Annotated in this window: 20 protein-coding genes and 3 pseudogenes; 15 read left to right on the top strand and 8 right to left on the bottom strand. The window is 68.4% G+C overall.

Translation table 11 applies throughout. The features are described from left to right. Positions 1-21 precede the first annotated feature (21 nt). The 4 genes from acpM (at position 22) to ACOJVU_RS18910 (ending at position 4,437) form a co-directional block, all read left to right on the top strand. Positions 22-369, top strand: a complete 348-nt coding sequence (acpM, locus tag ACOJVU_RS18925) for a meromycolate extension acyl carrier protein AcpM (RefSeq protein ID WP_421531175.1) — start codon at positions 22-24, stop codon at positions 367-369. Continuing rightward, complete coding sequence (kasA, locus tag ACOJVU_RS18920; RefSeq protein ID WP_421531174.1) at positions 366-1,631, top strand: 3-oxoacyl-ACP synthase KasA; 1,266 nt, start codon at positions 366-368, stop codon at positions 1,629-1,631. Before acpM ends, kasA begins: the two co-directional genes overlap by 4 nt. Positions 1,632-1,712: 81 nt before the next feature. After that, positions 1,713-2,969 carry a 3-oxoacyl-ACP synthase KasB gene (gene kasB / locus ACOJVU_RS18915; RefSeq protein ID WP_421531173.1) on the top strand — a complete coding sequence of 419 codons (1,257 nt, stop codon included), beginning with the start codon at positions 1,713-1,715 and terminating at the stop codon, positions 2,967-2,969. A 46-nt stretch (positions 2,970-3,015) separates the two neighbouring features. After that, on the top strand, positions 3,016-4,437 hold the full coding sequence (locus tag ACOJVU_RS18910; protein ID WP_421531172.1) for an acyl-CoA carboxylase subunit beta: 1,422 nt from the start codon (positions 3,016-3,018) through the stop codon (positions 4,435-4,437). A 112-nt stretch (positions 4,438-4,549) separates the two neighbouring features. Here the strand turns inward: ACOJVU_RS18910 and ACOJVU_RS18905 are convergent, their stop codons facing one another. Both ACOJVU_RS18905 and ACOJVU_RS18900 read right to left on the bottom strand, forming a co-directional pair. Continuing rightward, positions 4,550-6,082, bottom strand: a complete 1,533-nt coding sequence (locus tag ACOJVU_RS18905) for a glycerol-3-phosphate dehydrogenase/oxidase (RefSeq protein ID WP_421531171.1) — start codon at positions 6,080-6,082, stop codon at positions 4,550-4,552. Continuing rightward, on the bottom strand, positions 6,079-6,648 hold the full coding sequence (locus tag ACOJVU_RS18900; protein WP_421531170.1) for a TetR/AcrR family transcriptional regulator: 570 nt from the start codon (positions 6,646-6,648) through the stop codon (positions 6,079-6,081). Before ACOJVU_RS18900 ends, ACOJVU_RS18905 begins: the two co-directional genes overlap by 4 nt. Positions 6,649-6,695: 47 nt before the next feature. Here ACOJVU_RS18900 and ACOJVU_RS18895 point away from each other — a divergent pair, with 47 nt between their 5' ends. Further along, positions 6,696-8,276, top strand: a complete 1,581-nt coding sequence (locus ACOJVU_RS18895; protein ID WP_421531183.1) for an FAD-binding oxidoreductase — start codon at positions 6,696-6,698, stop codon at positions 8,274-8,276. Continuing rightward, positions 8,273-9,193: a diacylglycerol kinase gene (locus tag ACOJVU_RS18890; RefSeq protein ID WP_421531169.1), complete on the top strand. Its 921-nt coding sequence runs from the start codon at positions 8,273-8,275 to the stop codon at positions 9,191-9,193. Before ACOJVU_RS18895 ends, ACOJVU_RS18890 begins: the two co-directional genes overlap by 4 nt. Here ACOJVU_RS18890 and ACOJVU_RS18885 read toward each other — a convergent pair. The 3 genes from ACOJVU_RS18885 to ACOJVU_RS18875 form a co-directional block, all read right to left on the bottom strand. Beyond that, a complete protein-coding gene (locus ACOJVU_RS18885; protein WP_421531168.1) occupies positions 9,190-9,702 on the bottom strand; it encodes a DUF3145 domain-containing protein in 513 nt (170 codons plus the stop codon). The two genes, ACOJVU_RS18890 and ACOJVU_RS18885, sit on opposite strands and share 4 nt — an antisense overlap. Positions 9,703-9,844: 142 nt before the next feature. Continuing rightward, a complete protein-coding gene (locus tag ACOJVU_RS18880; protein ID WP_421531167.1) occupies positions 9,845-10,672 on the bottom strand; it encodes a serine hydrolase domain-containing protein in 828 nt (275 codons plus the stop codon). Further along, the gene (locus tag ACOJVU_RS18875) at positions 10,672-11,688 is read right to left on the bottom strand and encodes a class I SAM-dependent methyltransferase (RefSeq protein ID WP_421531182.1); all 1,017 of its coding nucleotides are present in this window, start codon (positions 11,686-11,688) and stop codon (positions 10,672-10,674) included. Before ACOJVU_RS18875 ends, ACOJVU_RS18880 begins: the two co-directional genes overlap by 1 nt. 189 nt (positions 11,689-11,877) lie before the next feature. Here ACOJVU_RS18875 and ACOJVU_RS18870 point away from each other — a divergent pair, with 189 nt between their 5' ends. Both ACOJVU_RS18870 and ACOJVU_RS18865 read left to right on the top strand, forming a co-directional pair. Beyond that, positions 11,878-12,963 carry an S-(hydroxymethyl)mycothiol dehydrogenase gene (locus ACOJVU_RS18870; protein WP_421531166.1) on the top strand — a complete coding sequence of 362 codons (1,086 nt, stop codon included), beginning with the start codon at positions 11,878-11,880 and terminating at the stop codon, positions 12,961-12,963. Further along, a complete protein-coding gene (locus tag ACOJVU_RS18865; protein ID WP_421531165.1) occupies positions 12,963-13,586 on the top strand; it encodes an MBL fold metallo-hydrolase in 624 nt (207 codons plus the stop codon). Before ACOJVU_RS18870 ends, ACOJVU_RS18865 begins: the two co-directional genes overlap by 1 nt. Positions 13,587-13,712: 126 nt before the next feature. Here the strand turns inward: ACOJVU_RS18865 and ACOJVU_RS18860 are convergent, their stop codons facing one another. Then, positions 13,713-14,807 (bottom strand): dihydrodipicolinate reductase, encoded by a 1,095-nt coding sequence (locus ACOJVU_RS18860; RefSeq protein WP_421531164.1) that lies wholly within the window; start codon positions 14,805-14,807, stop codon positions 13,713-13,715. Between the two features lie 75 nt (positions 14,808-14,882). On the opposite strand from ACOJVU_RS18860, the gene ACOJVU_RS18855 reads away from it, so the two are divergent. The 3 genes and pseudogenes from ACOJVU_RS18855 to ACOJVU_RS18845 all read left to right on the top strand — a co-directional run. Further along, positions 14,883-16,052 (top strand): MFS transporter, encoded by a 1,170-nt coding sequence (locus tag ACOJVU_RS18855; protein ID WP_421531163.1) that lies wholly within the window; start codon positions 14,883-14,885, stop codon positions 16,050-16,052. Positions 16,053-16,219: 167 nt separating this feature from the next. Continuing rightward, positions 16,220-17,515, top strand: coding sequence for a cytochrome P450 (locus tag ACOJVU_RS18850; protein ID WP_421531162.1), 1,296 nt, complete (start codon positions 16,220-16,222; stop codon positions 17,513-17,515). A gap of 103 nt (positions 17,516-17,618) precedes the next feature. Next, a pseudogene (locus ACOJVU_RS18845) lies at positions 17,619-17,960 on the top strand (ester cyclase); the annotation flags it as partial. Here the strand turns inward: ACOJVU_RS18845 and ACOJVU_RS18840 are convergent. Then, the gene (locus ACOJVU_RS18840; RefSeq protein WP_421531161.1) at positions 17,914-18,405 is read right to left on the bottom strand and encodes an HAD-IA family hydrolase; all 492 of its coding nucleotides are present in this window, start codon (positions 18,403-18,405) and stop codon (positions 17,914-17,916) included. The pseudogene ACOJVU_RS18845 and the gene ACOJVU_RS18840 sit on opposite strands and share 47 nt — an antisense overlap. A gap of 18 nt (positions 18,406-18,423) precedes the next feature. Here ACOJVU_RS18840 and ACOJVU_RS18835 point away from each other — a divergent pair, with 18 nt between their 5' ends. Together ACOJVU_RS18835 and ACOJVU_RS18830 are read left to right on the top strand one after the other, a co-directional pair. Then, entirely contained in the window at positions 18,424-18,789 is a 366-nt protein-coding gene (locus tag ACOJVU_RS18835; protein WP_421531160.1) for a YidH family protein, read from the top strand. Then, positions 18,786-19,112, top strand: coding sequence for a DUF202 domain-containing protein (locus tag ACOJVU_RS18830; RefSeq protein WP_421531159.1), 327 nt, complete (start codon positions 18,786-18,788; stop codon positions 19,110-19,112). The genes ACOJVU_RS18835 and ACOJVU_RS18830 overlap by 4 nt, the downstream gene beginning before the upstream one ends. On the opposite strand, the gene ACOJVU_RS18825 is transcribed toward ACOJVU_RS18830, so the two are convergent. Next, complete coding sequence (locus tag ACOJVU_RS18825) at positions 19,075-19,878, bottom strand: potassium channel family protein (RefSeq protein WP_421531158.1); 804 nt, start codon at positions 19,876-19,878, stop codon at positions 19,075-19,077. The two genes, ACOJVU_RS18830 and ACOJVU_RS18825, sit on opposite strands and share 38 nt — an antisense overlap. A gap of 361 nt (positions 19,879-20,239) precedes the next feature. Between ACOJVU_RS18825 and ACOJVU_RS18820 the strand changes: the two are divergent. After that, positions 20,240-20,611 (top strand): annotated as a pseudogene (locus ACOJVU_RS18820) (nitrilase-related carbon-nitrogen hydrolase); the annotation flags it as partial. Between the two features lie 109 nt (positions 20,612-20,720). Next, positions 20,721-20,912 (top strand): annotated as a pseudogene (locus ACOJVU_RS18815) (nitrilase-related carbon-nitrogen hydrolase); the annotation flags it as partial. Positions 20,913-21,728 lie beyond the last annotated feature (816 nt).

Below are 21,728 nucleotides of genomic sequence, written 5' to 3'. Positions count from 1 at the left end.
TATTACGAAGGGACATAGGCTGTGGCCGTCACTCAGGAAGAAATCATTGCCGGTATCGCCGAGATCATCGAAGAGGTCACCGGTATCGAGCCCTCCGAGGTCACCCCGGAGAAGTCGTTCGTCGACGACCTCGACATCGACTCGCTGTCGATGGTCGAGATCGCCGTGCAGACCGAGGACAAGTACGGCGTCAAGATCCCCGACGAGGACCTCGCCGGCCTGCGCACCGTCGGTGACGTCGTGTCCTACATCCAGAAGCTCGAGGAAGAGAACCCCGAGGCCGCCGAGGCACTGCGCTCCAAGCTCGAGACCGAGAACCCCGACGCCGTGGCCAACGTCCAGGCGAGGCTGGAAGCGGACAGCAAGTGAGTAACCCTTCCACTGCCAATGGCGGTTACCGCGGCGCTCCTTTCAAGGACGTCGTGGTAACCGCCGTCACGGCGACGACGTCCATCGCGCCGGACATCGAGAGCACGTGGAAGGGCTTGTTGGGCGGTGAGAGCGGCATCCGCGTACTCGAAGACGAGTTCGTCACCAAATGGGATTTGCCGGTCAAGATCGGTGGCCACCTCAAGGAACCTATCGACATCCACATGGGCAGGCTGGACCTGCGACGCATGTCGTACGTCCAGCGGATGGCCAAATTGCTCAGCGGTCAGCTGTGGGAGACCGCAGGCAACCCCGAGGTCGACCCGGACCGATTCTCCGTTGTCGTGGGCACCGGCCTGGGCGGCGCCGAGCGCGTCATCGAGACCTACGACCTGATGAACGAAGGCGGCCCCCGCAAGGTGTCGCCGCTGGCTGTCCAGATGATCATGCCCAACGGTGCGGCAGCGGTGGTAGGTCTGCAACTCGGCGCCCGCGCCGGGGTGATGGCCCCGGTGTCGGCCTGTTCGTCGGGTTCTGAGGCGATCGTCCACGCGTGGCGCCAGATCGTCATGGGTGACGCGGACGTCGCCGTCTGCGGCGGTGTCGAGGGCCCCATCGAGGCGCTGCCCATCGCGGCCTTCTCGATGATGCGGGCCATGTCGACCCGCAACGACGAGCCCGAGCGTGCCTCGCGCCCGTTCGACAAGAACCGCGACGGATTCGTGTTCGGCGAGGCCGGGGCGCTCATGCTGATAGAGACCGAAGAGCACGCCAAGGCCCGTGGCGCCAAGCCGCTGGCTCGGCTGCTGGGCGGCGGCATCACCTCGGACGCCTTCCACATGGTGGCGCCCGCGGCCGACGGGGTACGCGCCGGCCGGGCGATGACACGGTCGATGGAGCTGGCGGGCTTGTCGCCGGCGGACATCGACCACGTCAACGCACACGGGACCGCGACCCCGATCGGCGACGCCGCGGAGGCCAACGCTCTGCGGGTCGCAGGCTGCGAGCATGCGGCCATTTATGCGCCCAAGTCGGCGCTGGGCCACTCCATCGGTGCGGTCGGTGCCCTCGAGTCGGTTCTGACGGTACTGAGCCTTCGGGACGGCGTCATACCCCCAACCCTCAACTACGAGACCCCCGATCCCGAGATCGACCTCGACGTTGTCTCCGGCGAACCTCGCTACGGCGAATTCCGCTACGCGATCAACAACTCGTTCGGATTCGGCGGCCACAACGTGGCCCTCGCGTTCGGACGATACTGAGCACGACGTCCGGCGACGGTGCGGCCCGCACGTGGCCCGAAGAGAAGCCGGACAAGCATGGAAGGAACGTTCGCAAGACCCATGACCGAATTGGTTACCGGTAAAGCATTTCCCAATGTGGTCGTCACCGGCGTCGCCATGACGACCGCGCTGGCGCCCGACGCGGAGAACACGTGGAAGCTGTTGCAGGACAGCCAAAGCGGTATCCGCATTCTCGAGGATCCCTTTGTGGAGCAGTTCAATCTACCGGTTCGTATCGGCGGGCATCTCGTAGAGGAGTTCGACAGCCAGCTGACCCGCGTCGAGCAGCGCCGCACGGGCTACCTGCAGAGGATGTCCATCGTCCTGGGCCGCCGGGTGTGGGAGAACGCCGGCAACCCCGAAGTCGACACCAACCGGTTGACCGTCTCCATCGGCACGGGTCTGGGATCGTCGGAGGAGATGGTCTTCAGCTACGACGACATGCGGGCTCGCGGAATCAAAGCCGTCTCCCCGTTGGGGGTGCAGAAATACATGCCCAACGGCGCGGCCGCGGCGGTCGGCCTCGAAAGACACGCGAAAGCCGGCGTGATGACGCCGGTGTCGGCGTGTGCGTCCGGGTGCGAGGCCATCGCGCGGGCCTGGCAGCAGATCGTGCTCGGTGAGGCCGACATGGCGATCTGCGGCGGCGTGGAGACCAGGATCGAGGCCGTGCCCATCGCCGCGTTCGCCGCGATGCGCATCGTGCTGTCGACCAACAACGACGACCCGCCCGGGGCGTGCCGCCCCTTCGACCGCGACCGCGACGGCTTCGTGTTCGGCGAGGCCGGCGCACTCATGACGATCGAGACCGAGGAACACGCCAAGGCTCGCGGCGCGAACATCCTGGCCCGCATCATGGGGGCCAGCATCACCTCAGACGGGTTCCACATGGTGGCGCCGGACCCCAACGGCAAACGCGCCGGGCACGCGATCACCCGGGCCATCCAACTGGCGGGCCTGACCCCTGGCGACATCGACCACATCAACGCCCACGCGACCGGCACCCAGGTCGGCGACCTGGCCGAGAGCAGAGCCATCAACAACGCCCTGGGCCCCAGTAACAAGCCCGCGGTGTACGCGCCCAAGTCCGCGCTGGGCCACTCGGTCGGCGCCGTGGGTGCCGTCGAATCGATCCTGACCGTGCTCGCGTTGCGCGACCAGATCGTCCCCCCGACACTGAACCTGGAAAACCTCGACCCCGAGATCGACCTGGACGTGGTGGCCGGCAAACCCCGGCCCGGTGAATACAACTACGCCGTCAACAACTCGTTCGGATTCGGCGGACACAACGTCGCGATCGCGTTCGGGCGGTACTGACCCGGCGCCATCAGCCCCCGAGCCTCACCGGAACAGGAGACACGCGATGACAATCACGGCCCCCGAGGCGGTTGGCGAATCGCTCGACCCGCGCGACCCGCTACTGCGTCTGAATACGTTCTTCGACGACGGCAGCGTGCAGTTGCTGCACGAGCGTGACCGCTCGGGTGTCCTCGCCGCCGCGGGGACCGTGAACGGCATGCGTACCATCGGCTTCTGCACCGACGGCACCGTCATGGGCGGCGCCATGGGACTCGAGGGCTGCACGCACATCGTCAACGCCTACAACACCGCCATCGAGGAGCAGAGCCCGATCGTGGGCATCTGGCACTCCGGCGGTGCGCGGCTGGCCGAGGGCGTAAGGGCCCTGCACGCCGTCGGATTGGTGTTCGAGGCGATGATCCGGGCTTCGGGCTACATCCCGCAGGTCTCCGTCGTGGTCGGTTTCGCCGCGGGCGGCGCAGCCTACGGCCCAGCGCTGACCGACGTCATCGTGATGGCCCCGGAGAGCCGGGTGTTCGTCACCGGGCCCGACGTGGTGCGCAGCGTTACCGGTGAAGACGTCGACATGGCGTCGCTGGGTGGCCCGGACACCCACCACAAGAAATCCGGGGTATGTCACATCGTCGCCGACGACGAACTCGACGCTTACGAGCGTGGCCGTCGGCTGGTCGGATTGTTCTGCCAGCAGGGACATTTCGACCGCAGCAAGGCCGAGGCCCACGAGACCGACCTGCATGCGCTGCTGCCGGAATCCCCCCGGCGCGCCTACGACGTGCACCCGCTGGTCACCGCCCTGCTCGACGACGACGCGCCGTTTGACGAGTTCCAGGCCAAATGGGCCCCGTCGATGGTGGTCGGCCTGGGCCGACTGTCCGGGCGCACCGTCGGCGTGCTGGCCAACAACCCGCTGCGGCTGGGTGGCTGCCTGAACTCCGAGAGCGCCGAGAAGGCGGCACGTTTCGTGCGGCTGTGCGACGCTTTCGGCATCCCGTTGATCGTGATCGTCGACGTGCCCGGCTACCTGCCGGGAGTGGACCAGGAATGGGGCGGAGTCGTACGCCGCGGCGCCAAGCTGCTGCACGCCTTCGGCGAAGCCACCGTTCCTCGGGTCACGCTGGTCACCCGAAAGATCTACGGCGGGGCTTACATTGCGATGAACTCGCGTTCGCTGGGTGCCACGAAGGTGTTCGCGTGGCCGGACGCCGAGGTCGCGGTGATGGGCGCCAAGGCAGCCGTCGGCATCCTGCACAAGAAGAAACTGGCCGCCACGCCGGAGCACGAGCGTGACGCGCTGCACGAAGAACTCGCCGCCGAGCACGAACGGATCGCCGGCGGCGTCGACAACGCCATCGAGATCGGCGTGGTCGACGAGAAGATCGACCCCGCCCACACCCGCGGCAAGATCACCGAGGCGCTGGCCCAGGCACCGGCCCGCCGCGGCCGCCACAACAACATCCCGCTGTAGGTCGTCGCCGCTGGGCGGCGGTTCCACGTCGAACGTGAAGCCACTGCGAGATTTGTTGCCATTATTCGCCGTAGCTTCACGTTCGCCGTGTCCGCCGGCACGCCCGGCAATCTCAGCCCGTCAAGAACTCCTCCGCCACACCGACGACCCGCTCCCGATCCCTGGGCACCAGCCCGATGCGGGTCCGCCGGTCGAGGATGTCGCCGACGGTCAGGGCGCCCTCGTGGGTGACCGCATACTCGAACTCGGCCCGGATCACGTCGATCCCCTCGGCGACGGGGTCGAGTGGCCGCTCGCAGGTGGCGGCGGCGACGACATGGGAGGCCTCGGCCCCGAAGCGTGCCACCAGCGACGACGGCAGTCCGGCAGCGGGTCCGCCCCCCGGACCGCCGGGGTTTGCCGCGGCCCCGATCAGCGGCAACCGGCGGGTCCGGCAGGGCCCGGCGCCCAGCTGCCGCAACGCAACGGCGCGATCCACGACATCCTGCGCCATGTAACGGTATTCGGTCAGCTTGCCGCCGATCACGCTGATCACCCCGGAGGGAGACTCGACGACGGCGTGCTCGCGCGACACGTCGGCGGTGCGGCCCTCGACGCCGGTGTCGATCAGTGGCCGCAGCCCGGCGTAGGCGCCGATCACGTCCTGCGAGCCGAGCGCGGTGCCCAGCGCGGTGTTCACAGTGTTCAGGAGAAACGACACCTCGGCGGCGGACGGCTCCGGCTCGTCGGGAACCGGGCCGGGAGCGTCCTCGTCGGTCAGGCCGAGATAGACGCGACCCAGTTGCTCGGGCATGGCGAACACGAACCGGTTGAGCTCGCCGGGGATCGGAATTGTCAGCGCCGCAGTCGGATTGCCGAAGGTGGCGGCGTCGAACACGAGATGGGTGCCGCGGCTGGGCCGCAACCGCAGCGACCCGTCGATCTCCCCCGCCCACACCCCGGCCGCGTTGACGACCGCGCCGGCGGACACGTCGAACGAATCGCCCGTGCGCCGATCGGTCAGGCGCACCGACGTCCCGGTGGCCTGCGACGCTGCCACGTAGGTGAGGATCCGGGCGCCGTGCTGGGCCGCGGTGCGCACGACCGCGACCACCAGTCGGGCGTCGTCGATCAATTGCCCGTCATACGCCAGCAAGCCCCCGTCGAGGCCCTCGCGGCGAACGGTGGGCGCCATCTCCACGACGCGCTGCGGCGAAACCCGGCGCGATCGGGGCAGGGTCGACGACGGCGTCCTGGCGAGCACCCGCAACGCGTCACCGGCGAGGAACCCGGTGCGGATCAGCGCGCGCTGGGCATGCCCCATCGACGGCAGCAATGGAACCAGCTGCGCCACCGCGTGAACGAGATGAGGGGCGTTGCGCGTCATCAGGATTCCGCGCTCGATGGCGCTGCGCCGGGCGATCCCCACGTTGCCGGTCGCCAGGTAGCGCAGGCCGCCGTGTACCAGTTTGGAGCTCCAGCGGCTGGTGCCGAACGCGAGGTCGTACTTCTCGACCAGCGCGACCCGCAGTCCGCGCGACGCCGCGTCCAACGCGATGCCGGTGCCGGTGATGCCGCCGCCGATCACGACGACGTCCACCGGCTCGCCGTCAGCCAGCGCCCTCAGGTCGGCCGCGCGCCGTGCGGCGTTGAGGGCGGCGGTCATGACAGGTATCCGTTCAGGGCGTGGACGAGTTCGGTGTCCAGCGCGTCGGTGTCCAGGATCGGGCGCACGATCCGCTCCGACTGGATGGTCGACTGCGTGATCAGCAACACCATGGTGGCCAGCGCGACGGGATCGCCCGCACGGACGCTGCCGTGCCGCTGCGCCGCCCGGAGCCGGGCGGCGAGGGTGTCGATCATCATGCGCTGGCTGGTTCCCAGCCGTTCGGTGATGTAGGTCGGCGCGAGCTCCGAGTGCAGCACCGACATGACCAGCCGGTCGCGGCGCAGCAGGTCGGCCACCGTCACGATCTGGCGCACCAGGAATTCCCGGTCGTCGCCGAGCAGCGGCGCCTCGCGCGTGGCATCGGTGACGCGCCGGGTCAGCAGGTCGGCGACGATCGAGCGGGTGTCCGGCCAGCGCCGGTACACGGTCGGCCGGCTCACCCCGGCGCGCCGCGCGATCTCGGCGAGCGTCACCCGGTCGACACCGAAATCGACCACGCAACTGGCCGCCGCGACCAGGATTCGCTCCCCGGTGTCCGACGGCGCATTACTGGTTGACAACATCTGTAATACTGTAACGCATGACTCAACCCGGGGAGCTCCTGCCGCCGATGACATGGAACGCCTGGGGGGATCCCGCCGCGGCCACGCCGCTTTCCGACGGCATCCGGGCGCTGCTGGCGCAGGCTGTGGGCCTCGAAGACCACGACCGGCCCGACCTCGACCCCGACCAGGTCAACCTGCGCCCGTCGGCGTTGTCGCGGGCCGACGTCGACGCTCTGGCCGCCATCGTCGGCGCCGAGTACTGCCGCACCGCCCACCGCGACCGGTTGCTGCACACCGGCGGCAAGTCCATCTTTGACCTGCTGCGACGCAAGGACACCGGCGTCCAGGACGCGCCCGACGCGATCCTGCTGCCCGGCGACGAGGACGCCGTCGCCGCGATCCTGCGCCACTGCTCGAAGCACAGCATCGCCGTCGTCCCGTTCGGCGGCGGGACCAGCGTCGTCGGCGGTCTCGATCCCACCCGCGACGGGTTCTCCGCGGTGGTGTCACTGGACCTGCGCCGCTTCGACCGGCTGATCTGGATCGACGAGGTGTCCGGGCAGGCCGTGTTCGGGGCCGGCGTCACCGGGCCGGACGCCGAACGCCTGCTCGGCGAACATGGTTTCTCGCTGGGCCATTTCCCGCAGAGCTTCGAATACGCGACGATCGGCGGCTTCGCGGCGACCAGGTCGTCCGGCCAGGACTCGGCCGGCTACGGCCGGTTCGACGACATGGTCTGCGGGCTGCGCGTCGTCACCCCGGCCGGCATCCTGGACCTGGGCCGCGCACCGGCGTCGGCAGCGGGTCCCGACCTGCGCCAGCTGCTGATCGGCTCGGAGGGCACCCTCGGCGTCATCACGCAGGTGCGCCTACGCGTCCACCACAAGCCGGAAGTCGTCCGCACCGAGGCGTGGTCGTTCCCCGACTTCGCATCCGGAACCGCGGCGCTGCGCGCGGTCACCCAAACCGGCACCGGCCCCACGGTCATCCGGCTTTCCGACGAGGCCGAAACCGGGATCAACCTGGCCACCACCGAGTCGATCGGCGAGAGCCAGATCACCGGCGGCTGCCTGGCGATCACCATGTTCGAGGGCACCGCGGAACACGCCGAGAGCCGGTACGCCGAAACCAGTGCGCTGCTCAGAGCCCACGGCGGCACGTCGTTGGGCGAGGGGCCGGCCCAAGCCTGGGAGCGGGGGCGCTTCGCTGCTCCCTACCTGCGCGACTCGCTGCTGAGCGCGGGCGCGCTGTGCGAGACCCTCGAGACCGCGACCGATTGGTCCAACATCCCCGCGCTCAAAGCCGCTGTCACCCAGGCGTTGACCGACGCGCTGGCCGCGACGGGCACGCCGGCCCTGGTGATGTGTCACATCTCGCACGTCTACGCCTGCGGCGCCTCGTTGTACTTCACCGTGGTCGCCGGGCAGCGCGGTGACGCCATCGAGCAGTGGCGGGCCGCCAAAAAGGCGGCCTCCGAGGCGATCATGGCCACCGGCGGGACGATCACCCACCACCACGCCGTCGGCACCGATCACCTCCCCTGGATGCGTGACGAGGTCGGCGAGCTCGGCGTTCGCGTGCTGCGCGCGGTCAAGGCCACGCTGGACCCGGCCGGAATCCTCAATCCCGGCAAGCTCATTCCATGACGTTGTCCAGGCGCGAGATCGGCAAGGTGATCGCGCTGACCAACCCCGCCTCCGGACACGGCGCCGCGATCCGCGCGGCGCAGCTCGCGATCGACCGGCTGCACCGCCGGGGTGTCGAGGTCGTGGAGATCATCGGCGACGACGCGCAGGACGCCCGGTTCCTGGTCGGCGCCGCGCTCGACAAAGGCGCCGACGCGTTGATGGCGACCGGAGGTGACGGCGTCGTCTCCAACGCGCTGCAGGTGCTCGCGGGCACCGGGGTGCCGCTGGGGATCGTCCCGGCGGGCACCGGCAACGACCACGCCCGCGAATTCGGCATCCCCACCAACGATCCCGAGGCGGCCGCGGACGTCGTCGTCGACGGCTGGACGGAAACCGTCGACCTGGGTCGGATCACGTGGGGCGAGGGCTCGCACAAATGGTTCGGGACCGTGGCGGCCACCGGGTTCGATTCCCTGGTCACCGATCGCGCCAACCGGATGCGCCGGCCCCACGGACGCGCGCGCTATTACCTGGCGATGCTCGCCGAACTCTCGCAGCTGCGGCTGCTGCCGTTCCGCATGGCGCTCGACGGAACCCGGGAGATCGCCGCCGATCTCACGCTGGTGGCGTTCGGCAACACCCGCAGCTACGGCGGAGGCATGCTGATCTGTCCCGACGCCGACCACGCCGACGGCCTGCTCGACATCACCATGGTGCACGAGGCGTCACGAACGAAGCTGGTCCGCCTGTTCCCCACCGTCATGAAGGGGACCCATGTAGACCTCGCCGAGGTCAGCACGGCGCGCGCCACGACGATCCACGTGGAGTGCCCCGGCATCAACGTCTACGCCGACGGCGACTACGCCTGCCCGCTGCCCGCCGAGATCTCCGCGGTTCCGGCCGCGCTGCGGGTGCTGAGACCAAACCGGGCCTAGCCCACGCCCCGGCTGAGCCAGGTCACCTCGCCGGCGTCGCCGCCGTCGCGATACGCCTCGAGCGCGTCGTCCCACGCCGTCCCCAGCACCGTGTCCAGCTCGGCGGCCAGCGCGTCGGCGCCCTGGGCCATGATCGAACGCAGCCGCATCTCCCCGACCATGATGTCGCCGTTGGCGCTCATCGCCCCGCTCCACAGGCCCAGCTGCGGGGTGTGGCTGAACCGATGCCCGTCGACGCCGGGGCTGGGATCCTCGGTGACCTCGAACCGCAGCACCGACCAGGAGCGCAGCGCGTTGGCCAGCCGGGCGCCGGTGCCCACCGGCCCCACCCAGTTGGTGACCGCGCGCAGCTGTCCGGGCATCGCCGGCTGCGGCGTCCACGTCAGGTTCGCCTTGGCGCCCAACGTCGACGACAACGCCCACTCGACATGCGGGCATACCGCCGCGGGCGAGGCATGGATATACACCACGCCAGCCGTCACGTCGGCGAATTGATTCGTCGCACGCATCTCTTGCTCCTTCGGTTCCACGAGGGACGTCTTCCCCAACGACCTGGCGGACCCGGCAAGCAGGATGCACTGCTGATGCTGTTGTGTCTTGCGTTTCTATTGTGCCCTGTGATGCCCGTGTTGCGCTAGTCTTCACACCCGATTAGTGGTATTCGGCGAGCACAGCGTCGGAGATCGCCGGCCACGCCTCGCGCGCCCAATCCCCGAAATCACGGTCGGTCAGGACCACCAGCGCCAGCTCCGCGTCGGGATCTGCCCAGATGAAGCCCCCCGCCTGGCCGAAATGGCCGTACGCGCGCGCCGAGTTGCGGGCGCCGGTCCAGTGCGGTGATTTGGCGTCCCGGATCTCGAAACCCAGGCCCCAGTCGTTGGGCCGCTGGACGCCGTAGCCGGGCAGCACCCCGTCCAGGCCCGGGAACTGCACCGTCGTCGCCTCGGCGTGCAACTGCGCCGAGACGATCGAAGGGCACAGCAGGTCGCCGACGAACGACACGAGGTCGGCCACCGTCGAGGTCGCACCGAACCCTGCCTCCGCCGAGCCGCCGCCGAGCCGGGTGCCGCCCATCGCCAGCGGTTCGCACACCGCCTCGGTGAGGTAGCGCCCGAACTCGATGCCCGACTCCCGCTGCACGGTCTCGGCCAGCACCGTGAAGCCATAGTTGGAGTACATCCGCCGGGTGCCCGGCTTGGCCAGCACCCGGTCGGAGTGCATGACCAGGCCCGACGCGTGCGCCAGCAGATGGCGGATCGTCGCGCCGGGCGGGCCGGCCGCGGTGTCCAGGTCGACGACCCCCTCCTCGACGGCCACCTGGACGGCCCGCGCCACCAGCGGCTTGGTCACCGAGGCCAACGCGAACACCCGCCGGGTGTCGCCGTGGTCGGCCAGCACGCCGGCGGGACCCACCACCGCGGCGGCGGCGGCCCGAACCGGCCAGTCGGCGATGGCCGCCAGGGCTCCGGAAGCGGCCATCACTTCCTGGCGATGTAGTAGTTGTTGATCGGGTCCGACTCGACCTCGGCCACCTGCACGCCACCGAACCCGGCGTCGGCCAGCATCGAGGTGGCCAGCTGCTCTCCCCAGGCGGCGCCCAGGCCGGCGCCGTCCAGCGCCAGCGACACGGTCATGCAGTGCATCAATGACGTCGTGTAAAGGTAGGTGCGCATCGGCACCCCGACGTTGTCCTCCAGCCGGCTCGAGGCCTTGATGTCGGCCATCAGCAGGATGCCGCCGGGCCGCAGCGAGCGGTGGATGTTCTCCAGCACCCGCGCCGGGTGGGCCTGGTCGTGGATGGCGTCGAACACCGTGACGACGTCATAGGCGTCGGCCTTGTCCAGTCCGGACAGGTCGTGGCTTTCAAAACTCGCGTTGGTCAGACCCAACCCGGCCGCCTCCCGCCGGCCTGCCGCGATGCCCTCCTCGGAGAAGTCGATGCCGGTGAACCGGCTGGTCGGAAACGCCTTGGCCATCACGTTGATCGCATGCCCGCTGCCGCAGCCGAAATCGGCCACGTCGGCGCCGCAGCGCAGTCGTTCGACCAGTCCGTCGACCAGCGGCAGCACGACCTCGACGAGCGCGGTGTCGTACACCGCCGCGCTCTGCTCGGCCATCAAGGTGTGGAAGCGGTGGTAGTGGCTGTAGGGCAGGCCGCCGCCCCGGCGGAAGCAGTCGATGATCTGCTGCTCCACCTCGCCCAGTTGGGGGATGAACATCGCCGCCAGGGCCAGGTTGTCCGGTCCGGCCGCCCGGGTCAGCACGCGGGCCCGGTGCGCAGGCAACGCATAGGTGGCCGAGTCGGGGTCGTAGTCGACGACATACCCGGTGGTCATGCCGGCCAGCCATTCCCGCACGTAGCGCTCGTCGAGGCCGGCGGCCTCGGCGATCTGCGCGCTGGTGGACGGGGGCAGTCCGGCGATCGTGTCGAACAGACCGGTCTGATGCCCGACGCTGAGCAGCAACGCCAGGCTGGCGCCGTCGATGGCGCCCATGATCCGCCCGGCGAATTCCTTGGTCGTTTCGGTGGTGGTTGCAGAGGTCGTTTCGGCGGCCTCGTGCGGGGTTTCCTGGGATGGCGTCACGTTTGGCGACGCTACACCGGCGGCGTGGACCGGTGCCGACTCCGGCGAATGGATGGACGGGCCACTACGAAATGTATGGCCGGCAGTAGGGTCGGGGCCATGAGTCAGACAGTGCGCGGCGTCATTTCACGCAAGAAGGGCGAGCCCGTCGAGTTGGTGGACGTCGTCGTCCCCGACCCGGGACCGGGCGAGGTCGTGGTCGACGTCATCGCCTGCGGGGTCTGCCACACCGATCTGACCTACCGGGATGGCGGCATCAACGACGAGTACCCATTCCTGCTGGGCCACGAGGCCGCCGGCACGGTGGAGGTGGTGGGGCCCGGTGTGACGGCGGTGTCCCCGGGCGACTTCGTCGTCCTGAACTGGCGCGCGGTGTGCGGCCAGTGCCGGGCCTGCAAACGCGGCAGGCCGCACCTGTGTTTCGACACCTTCAACGCCGCGCAGAAGATGACGCTGACCGACGGCACCGAGCTGACGCCTGCGCTGGGCATCGGGGCGTTCGCCGACAAGACGCTGGTGCACGAGGGCCAGTGCACCAAGGTGAACCCGGAAGCCGACCCGGCCGTCGCGGGCCTGTTGGGCTGCGGGGTGATGGCCGGTATCGGCGCGGCGATCAACACCGGCGCGGTGACCCGCGACGACACCGTGGCGGTGATCGGCTGCGGCGGCGTCGGCGACGCCGCGATCGCGGGCGCCGCGCTGGTCGGGGCACGCCGGATCATCGCTGTCGACACCGACGACACGAAGCTGGAGTGGGCCCGCGAGTTCGGTGCCACCCACACCGTCAACGCCCGCGAGGTCGACGTCGTCGCGGCGATCGCCGAGCTCACCGACGGCTTCGGGGTCAACGTGGCGATCGACGCCGTCGGCCGGCCCGAGACCTGGAAGCAGGCCTTCTACGCCCGCGACCTGGCCGGAACCGTTGTGCTGGTGGGCGTCCCGACGCCCGATATGCGCCTGGACATGCCGCTGGTGGACTTCTTCGCGCATGGCGGTTCGCTGAAGTCGTCGTGGTACGGCGACTGTCTGCCCGAGCGCGACTTCCCCACCCTGATCGACCTGTACCTGCAGGGCCGGCTCCCGCTGGAGCGCTTCGTGTCCGAACGCATCGGGCTGGGCGACGTCGAAGAGGCGTTCCACAAGATGCACGGCGGCAAGGTGCTGCGCTCGGTGGTGATGTTGTGATGGCCCCCATCGAGCGGGTCGTCACGCACGGGACATTCGAAATCGACGGCGGCAGTTGGGAAGTCGACAACAACATCTGGATCTTCGGCAACGACTCCGAGGTGGTGGTCTTCGACGCCGCCCACACCGCCGAGCCGATCCTGAACGCCGTCGGCGGCCGCAAGGTGGTCGCGGTGGTGTGCACGCACGGCCACAACGATCACGTCACGGTGGCCCCGCAGCTGGGCGCGGCCCTCGACGCGCCGGTGCTACTGCATCCCGGCGACGAGATGCTGTGGCGGATGACCCACCCGGACAAGGACTTCCGAACAATCTCCGACGGAGACACGCTGCACGTCGCCGGCACCGAACTTCATGCGCTGCACACCCCGGGCCACTCCCCCGGATCGGTGTGCTGGTATGCCCCCGAGTTGGACACCGTGTTCAGTGGCGACACCCTGTTCGCCGGCGGCCCGGGTGCGACGGGGCGCTCCTACTCCGACTTCCCGACGATCCTGCGGTCCATCTCGGAGCGGTTGGGCCGGCTGCCCGGCGACACCGTCGTGCACACCGGCCACGGCGACAGCACCACCGTCGGCGACGAGATCGTCCACTACGAGGAGTGGGTGGCCCGTGGGCATTAGTTGACGGCCCACGAGCGTAACCTGACTGCGAATTTCGGCCCGGATTCTCGCGGTGGCGTTACGCTCGCGGCAGTCCAGGAGGAGCCTAGGGGCGAGATCTGTTCGGGAACCTGGTCTGGGTGCTGTTCAGCGAATGTTTCCCGCCCCCGCGATCAGCGGCAGGTCCAGCGCGGTGACCCAGCCCGGCCGCAACTCGTTGACCGCCGGAACCGCGTGCAGCGCACGCATCCCGGTCGCCAGGCACCCGGCCGTGGCCGCGTCCCGGCCCGAGCCGTCGGTGAACCGGAACGCGGTCTCCTGGAAGATGCTCGGCGTCCCCTCGATGTCCACCCGGTAGACGTCGTCGTCGTGGCCCGACGGCCACTCCGGGGCGGCGTCGCGGCCGATGCGGTTGACGTGCTCGAGCTGGATACGAGTTTCGCCCTGGTAGATCCCGTTGATGGTGAATCGGACAGCGGCGACGTGGCCGGGTTCGATGACGCCCTTGATCGTGGTGCGCTCGGTCGGGGTCACCCACTTGTCCCAAGTGGTGGTCATCTCGTCGAGCGTGATGCCGGCGGCGTGCGCGATCATCGGGACGGTGGCGCCCCACGCGAAGATCAGCACATCGGGGTTCTCCAGCATCGGGCTGTATTCGGGCTCACGCCCGATGCCCATCTCGACTTCGTAGTCGCCTTCGTAGTTGGTGTAGTCCAGCAGCTCCGAGGCGCGCACCCGCCGTACCTCGGAGCACAGGCCCATCAGCGTCATGGGGAACAGGTCGTTGGCGAATCCGGGGTCGATGCCGGTGGTGAAGCACGACGACTCCCCCAGCTCGCAGGCCTGCGTGATCGGCGCGATCCACTGCGGCGGGTTCAGCGACATATTCGGCCAGACCCACGGGGTCATCGCGGTCGAACACACGTCGATACCCGCCCGCAGGAACCGCGTGATCAGCGCGATGTTGTCCTTGGCGTGCATCGCCGTCGGGCCGTAGTGCACCAGCGCGTCGGGGTTCAGGGCGATCAGGGCGTCGACGTCGTCGGTGGCGACGACGCCCACCGGCGCGGGCAACCCGCAGATCTCGCCGACGTCGCGCCCGACCTTGTCGGGGTTGCTGACCCCGACACCCACCAACTCGAATGCCGGGTGCTTGACGATCTCGGCGATCACCATCTTGCCGACGAACCCGGTGCCCCAGACCACCACACGCTTCGACCCGCTTGACCCGCGCTCCGACATGTTCACCTTTCGGTCACCGCCCCTACCCGGATTCACACTAAGCGCGCCACACGGGCGACAGCTAGGATCTGGCACGTGCAACGGGCGGCGAAACCGGCCTGGCTCACCAGGAATGTGTGGGTGCTGTCGCTGGTGTCGCTGCTGCAGGACTCCGCCAGCGAACTGCTCTACCCGCTGTTGCCGCTCTATCTGACGACCGTGCTGGGCGCGCCGCCTTCGGTGGTCGGGGCGGTGGAGGGCGCGGCGGAGGGCGCGGCCTCGCTCACCAAGGTCGCCTCGGGCCCGCTGGGCGACCGGTTCGCCCGCCGCCCCCTGATCGCAACGGGTTACGGCATGGCGGCGTTGGGCAAGCTCATCGTCGCGGCGGCCGGGGCGTGGCCCGGGGTGCTGGCCGGGCGGGTGGTCGACCGGTTGGGCAAGGGGCTGCGCGGCGCGGTTCGCGACGCCCTGCTGGTCGACGGCATCGAGCCGGCGCAGCGCGGCCGGGTGTTCGGGTTTCACCGGACGATGGACACGCTCGGCGCGGTCATCGGTCCGCTGCTCGGCCTGGCCGGCTACGAGCTGTTCGATCACCGGATCGGCCCGGTGCTCTACCTGGCGGTGATCCCCGCCGGGCTCAGCGTCCTGCTGATCGCCTGGGTTCGCGAACGGCCGCGGGACGTGGCGCGCGCGGCCCGGCATTCGATGTTCACGGGCGCGCGGCAGCTGCCCGGCCGGTACTGGGACGTGGTCTCGTTCCTGGTCGCATTCAGCGTCGTCAACTTCCCTGACGCGCTGTTGTTGTTGCGGCTCAAGGAAATCGGCTTTTCGGTCGTCGGTGTCATCATGGCCTATGTCGGCTACAACGCGGTGTACGCGCTGGTGAGCTTGCCGGCCGGTGTGCTCGCGGACCGCGTCGGCCGGCCGCTGACCTACGGGGTCGGGCTGGTGTTCTTCGCCGTCGGCTATCTGGGACTGGGCATCACCACGGACCCGGCGACGGCGTGGGGTCTGATCGCGGTGTACGGGTTGTTCACCGCCTGCTACGACGGCGTCGGTAAGGCATGGGTCTCGACGCTTGTCGGGGGCGAGCTACAGTCCAACGCCCAGGGACTGTTCCAGGGACTGAGCGGGTTCGCGGTGCTCGCGGCGGGACTGTGGGCAGGCTTTCTGTGGGGCGCGGACGGCCGGCTGCCGTTGCTGATCTCGGGTTCAGTCGGCGCGGTGTTCGCTGTGGTGCTGTTCGGCGCCGCCGCGCGCCGCTGACTCCGAGCCGCTTTCCTACCGTCGCGCGTGATGACACGACGGGTGACCATGACCGGCTGCACGCACTGACCGTGCCGAGCAGGCGCAACACTCCCGCCGGGGGTTCGCACGGATTAGGCTCGCTCCCACGACTTCAATGGAGAAGTTCACTGGCGAAGGAGATGCAGTTGAGCCTCAAGACGGGTATCGCGACGCGGCCCAACGGGACGCCACCACCCGAGATCCCGTTGGGCGACATCCATCTCGAGTCACTGGAGTTCTGGGGCCGCGACGACGACTTCCGCGACGGCGCCTTCGCCACCCTGCGCCGCGAGCAACCGATCTCGTTCTGGCCCGCGATCGAGTACGACGGGTTCGAAGCGGGCACCGGGTACTGGGCGCTGACCAGGCACGACGACGTTCACTTCGCCAGCCGCCATCCGGAGATCTTCAGCTCGGCGGGGGGCATCACGATCGGCGACCAGTTGCCGGAGATCTCCGAATACTTCGGCTCGATGATCGTGCTCGACGATCCGCGGCATCAGCGGCTGCGTTCGATCGTGAGCCGAGCCTTCACCCCGAAAGTGGTGGCGCGTATCGAGGCGTCGGTGCGCGAGCGAGCCCGGCGGCTGGTCGCCGCGCTGATCGCCGAGCACCCGGACGGGCAGGCGGAGCTGGTCACCGAACTCGCCGGGCCGCTGCCGCTGCAGGTCATCTGCGACATGATGGGCATCCCCGAGGAAGACCATCAGCGGATCTTCCACTGGACCAACGTGATTCTCGGGTTCGGCGACCCCGACCTGGCCACCGACTTCGACGAGTTTCTTCGGGTTTCGATGGATATCGGCGCGTACGCCAGCGCGCTGGCCGAGGACCGCCGCGCCGATCAGCACGACGACCTGACGACGAGCCTGGTGCAGGCCGAAGTCGACGGTGAACGCCTGACGTCGGCCGAGATCGCGTCGTTCTTCATCCTGCTGGTGGTGGCGGGCAACGAGACGACGCGCAACGCGATCAGCCACGGGGTGGCGGCCCTGTCCCGCTTCCCCGCCGAGCGCGACAAGTGGTGGGCTGACTTCGACCGCCTGACGCCCACCGCCGTCGAGGAGATCGTGCGCTGGGCCTCGCCGGTGGTCTACATGCGACGCACGATGACTCGCGATTACAAGCTCAGCGGCACCACGATGAAGGCCGGTGACAAGGTCACGCTGTGGTACAACTCGGCCGATCGCGACGAGTCCACCTTCGCCAACCCCTGGCTCTTCGACGTGGCGCGCACCCCCAACCCGCACCTCGGCTTCGGCGGCGGAGGTGCACACTTCTGTCTGGGCGCCAACCTGGCCCGCCGCGAGATCAGGGTGGTCTTCGACGAGTTGCGCCGCGAGATACCCGACATCGTGGCCACGGAGGAACCCGCCCGTCTGCTGTCGCAGTTCATCCACGGCATCAAGAGGCTACCCGTGGCCTGGACTCCCCCGAGGTGACGACCCGTCTCGGCCGGTCTGGAAGACCATGGCCGCGACGACACCGCTGACCGTGTCCAAACTGAGCAGCCACATCGGTCTCGGCGCGAGCAGACGCGAAAGCCCCCGCACCGCGTTCCCCGACCAAAGCCACGAGATCATCGCGATCAGGCACAGCGCCGACGCGGTAATCGTCGAGTTCTGACTGGTGGGCACCCATCGCGGATACCTGGGCAAGGTCCCGCCCACCGGCAGCCGGTTCCGGGTGCGCATGACCGCCTATTTCGTGTTCGACGAGTCCGAAACGCTTGTCTGCGAACGCATTTACTTCGACACGCCGACCATGCTCAAGCAGCTGCTGGGCGGGCTGAACATGAAGCGGCCGGCGAACTGGCCACCGGCCGCGCACCGCGGGCGCGTCAGCAACCGAGTTGCCCCGCGAGGTCGAGGAAGTCGGAGGCGTTGACGTCGAACTCCGCGGAGTAGGCCACGTCGGCCGCCCCGCCCGGCCCGAATTCCAGCGGCCGCGCGACGAAGGCGGTGCCGAACCCCAGAGCCGCGGCGGCGCGCAGGTCGTACTTGTGGCTTGCCACCATCATGATCTCGGCTGGCTCCAGCCCCAGATAGGTCGCCGCCATGCGGTAGATCGCCGGGTCGGGTTTGAACACCCCGGCCATCTCCGCGGCGAAGACCGCGTCCCACAGCAGCCGGGCCCGCTTGGAGATGTTGACCAGCGCGGAGACGTCGGTGTTCGACAGCGTCGCCAACGTGAACGCATTCTTCAGCCGCGTCAGCCCGGGCACCGCGTCGGGCCACGGCCGCAGGCGCTGCCGCGCCTCGTCGCAGAGAGTCGAAAAGAAATCCGTCGCCGTTCTCTGCACGTCGAACAGCAACGCCCGCAGCACGGCCACCACTCTACGATGAGCCCCGTGGCCGATGACGTCGACAGCACCGGACCGGAAGAACCCGACTACCGGTTCACGTTCGCCAACGAACGGACCTTCCTGGCCTGGCAGCGGACCGCGCTGGGGTTGCTCGCCGCCGCCGTCGCACTGGTGCAACTGGTTCCGGAACTGACCATCCCCGGCGCACGCCGCGGGCTGGGCGTGGGCCTGGCGGTGCTGGCCGTCCTCACCAGCGGGATGGGATGGCTGCGCTGGCATCAAGCAGACGGGGCGATGCGTCGCGGCGACCCGTTGCCACGTCACCCCTCGCCGCTCTACCTCGCGGTGGGGCTCAGCCTGGTCGGGCTCATCGCGCTCGGGCTGGTACTGGCCAAGGCGTCGCTGGCGTGAGCGGCACCCCGGCCCTGTCCGATCGCGGGCTTCAGGCGGAGCGCACGGCGCTGTCCTGGTCGCGCACGTCGTTCGCGTTCCTGGTCAACGGCGCGCTGCTGATGATCAGGAACCTGCACGGATCAACCGGACCTGCGGGGTGGATCCCGGCCGGGCTGGCCGGCGCGGTGGCGTTGCTCACCTACTACATCTCGCTTCGGCGCCAGCTGATACTGCAGCAGCCCGTCAGCACCCGGATCACCGCCCGACGGTCGGTCTACTGCGTCGGTGTGGCGTCGCTGCTGCTCATCGTCGTGACGACCATCGGCCAGCTCCTCCAGTAGCCGCCAACGACCGCGGCGCCTCCGGTTCGGTGCGCACGGCAACTCGCCGTAGCTGCTCGGAGAGCCTGCGGACCTCGTGGCGGAGCTCGGCGATCTCGGCGGACGAGCTCGCCTGCTGCGCGCTGTCCGTCTCCGATACCCGTTCGACGATCCAGGAGGCCAGCGACGCGGTGACCACGCCCACCAAGGTGATGCCGCCGATCATCAGCATCACGGCGACCAGCCGACCCGCGACGGTGACGGGGTACAGGTCGCCGTAGCCGACCGTGGTCACCGTGGACACGGCCCACCACAACGCCTCGCCGAACGAGGTGATTTTGGCGCCAAGGTGTCCGCGTTCGAAGTCGAGGACCGCCACCGACGAGACATAGATCAGCAGACACACACCCGTGATGGTGTAGGTGAGGATCCGCCCGCGCATCGCCATACCGATGGCCTTCTGCAACGCGCCGGCCAAAACGACCAATCGGAGGAGAAGCAACGGCCTCATGAGGGGAAGTGCGGCGACCAGCAAGTCGAACAGGTGATGGACGAACCAGTGCCGCTTGTCGGACGCCAAAGTGAGACGGACCAGGTAATCGCCGACGAACAGACACCAGGCGACCCAGCTCGACAGCCACAGAATGTGCGTCCCCACCCGTCCGAGATGGCCCAGCACGTGCACCGAGTACAGGGCGATGAAGGCGATGGCGACCAACACCAACGGCAACTCGGTGACATGCTGCCAGCGTTCTTCTTGTGTCGACTTTTCGGTTTGCTCACCCACGCGGCGGGCCTCCGTTATCCATAGTCGTCACATCTCTGGCGAATTCGGTGACCGAGAACCTCTGACCTCGCCCCGCCAGACATACACGTATCCTGGCCATCATCACAACTCGATAACGAGTGTTCCCGGAATCCGGGATTTTATTCCGGTCGGTCGCGGCCCACGTCCACACCTCTGACACACCTCCGACGCCGGCGGTACTGCCCGGGAAAGTTTTCGCGACGCCGCTCTTCGAGACACTGACGACCTTATGCAACTATTGCTATTGGTGGTAAATTACCAGGTCAGTTGATCGCCAACACGAGTCACGGTCGCCGCCCTTGCGCCGCACCTTTCGCCGTCGGGAAAGGACCGGTCCGGCATGAGACACGGAGACATCTCGTCGAGTCCGGACACCGTCGGTGTCGCCGTGGTGAATTACAAGATGCCGCGGCTGCACACCCTTGACGAGATTCCCGCCAATGCCCAACACATCGCCGACATGGTGGTGGGTATCAAGCAGGGCCTGCCGGGAATGGATCTGATCGTCTTCCCGGAGTATTCGACCCAGGGCATCATGTACGACGAGGCGGAGATGTACGCGGCCGCCACCACCATCCCCGGCCCGATCACACAGATCTTCGCCGAGGCGTGCCGCGCCGCCAAGACGTGGGGCGTGTTCTCGCTGACCGGCGAACAGCATGAGGAACACCCCCACAAACCGCCGTACAACACGCTCATCCTGATCAACGACCGCGGCCAGATCGTCCAGAAGTACCGCAAGATCATTCCGTGGAACCCGATCGAGCCGTGGTATCCCGGCTCCGACACCTACGCCGTCGAGGGTCCGAAGGGGGATCCTGGTGTCACTGATCGTCTGCGACGAGGGCAATTACCCCGAGATCTGGCGCGACTGTGCGATGAAAGGCGCCGAGCTCATCGTCCGCCCGCAGGGCTACATGTATCCCGCCGCCGAGCAGACGGTGCTGATGTCCAAGGCGATGGCCTGGGCCAACAACGTCTACGTCGCCGTGGCGAATGCGGCTGCTGTCCATCTCGGCGATCCGCGACGCGCGGCGAACCGGGCAATCGCAGAACCACCTGTTCAAATTGCTGCATCGCGGCTACACCGGTGTGCACGCGGCCGGCGAGGGCGACAAAGGTGTTGCCGACTGCCCGCTCGACTTCTACAAACTCTGGGTGAACGACCCGAAGAAGGCCCAGGAGAACGTGGAGTCGATCACCCGCGACACCATCGGCGTCGCCGAGTGCCCGGTGGGTGACCTGCCCACCGAACACGACCAGAAAACCTGACCGTGCTGACCGTCGACGCCGCCGTTACCGAATTCGCTGCGGGCGACGAAGCCGGCCGCGGGCCCGAAAGCCTCGTCCAGTCAATCGGATGCGCCACGTTTGCACTCCCGGGCTCGCGTTCGCAGCGCCCGCAGGGTTGCACGGGTTGTCGCCGGGGGGACGGTCGTGCCAAAGATCCACCTGCGAAATGGCCGAACAGAACACGGCGGTGCACAATCTGGGCCGGCCACCAAGTGGAGAATCGCACGCACGTCGAGAACCGTTGCCCGGCAGTCTTTTCACGGGCCACCCCCGAATGCCTCGGAGGATTCGACCCCTCTGATGCGCGTCGAAAAGCCGGCCCCCGCAAGGTCCAATTTGCGCATGCCGGTTGCAGATTCGGCGGTCTTGTGCGGAAATAGACGAGTCGGGTAAATCACAATGTCGGCATCCGCTCGCATGGGGAGTATCACCGCATGAACGCACGTCACATCGCTCGTCTTCTCGGTCCGGCCGTCGTCGCGGCGTCAGGCCTGGGCGCCTGGGCCCTGACTTCGGCCATTCCGTTCGCCGCCGCC

Origin of the sequence: Mycobacterium sp. THU-M104 (assembly GCF_049197365.1) — a bacterium.
GTDB lineage: Bacteria > Actinomycetota > Actinomycetes > Mycobacteriales > Mycobacteriaceae > Mycobacterium.
The sequence above is the reverse complement of the archived record's forward strand: the minus strand, read 5'-3'. Positions and strand labels throughout refer to the sequence as shown.